The sequence below is a fragment of the Micromonospora sp. DSM 43699 genome (assembly GCF_055517075.1).
The window spans coordinates 1-488 of the sequence record NZ_JBTMMT010000180.1; the positions used below are offsets into that span (position 1 = coordinate 1).

General features: G+C 66.6%; 1 protein-coding gene. It reads right to left on the bottom strand.

Annotation, left to right across the window (positions count from 1 at the left end; genetic code table 11):
- Window positions 1–488: acyl carrier protein (locus tag AC0AIB_RS31125; protein WP_465098066.1), on the bottom strand; the 488-nt coding region annotated here is incomplete at both ends.

A 488-nucleotide genomic window follows, 5' to 3' on the forward strand; every position in this document is an offset into this window, starting at 1 on the left:
TTTGACGAGGTCTTCGAGTTCGCTTTCGTCGCCTTCGACGGAGAGGGAGAGGCGTTGGGCGACTTCGCCGGCGACTTCGGCGCGTTTGATGGAGTCGATGGAGAGGTCGGCTTCGAGGTCGAGGTCGGGCTCGATGAGGTCGACGGGGTAGCCGGTGCGCTCGCTGAGCACCGCGAGGATCGCCTGCTGGAAGTCGGCTGCGGTGACGCCGACCTGGTCGCCGGAGGGGAGCGCGGCGGTGAGCGTCGCGGTGGCGGTGACCGTGGTGCTCATCTTCTGGTCGAGCCAGGTGACCATGGCGCGGACGGTGCGGGCTTTGACGAGGTCTTCGAGTTCGCTTTCGTCGCCTTCGACGGAGAGGGAGAGGCGTTGGGCGACTTCGCCGGCGACTTCGGCGCGTTTGATGGAGTCGATGGAGAGGTCGGCTTCGAGGTCGAGGTCGAGTTCGATGAGGTCGACGGGGTAGCCGGTGCGCTCGCTGAGCACGG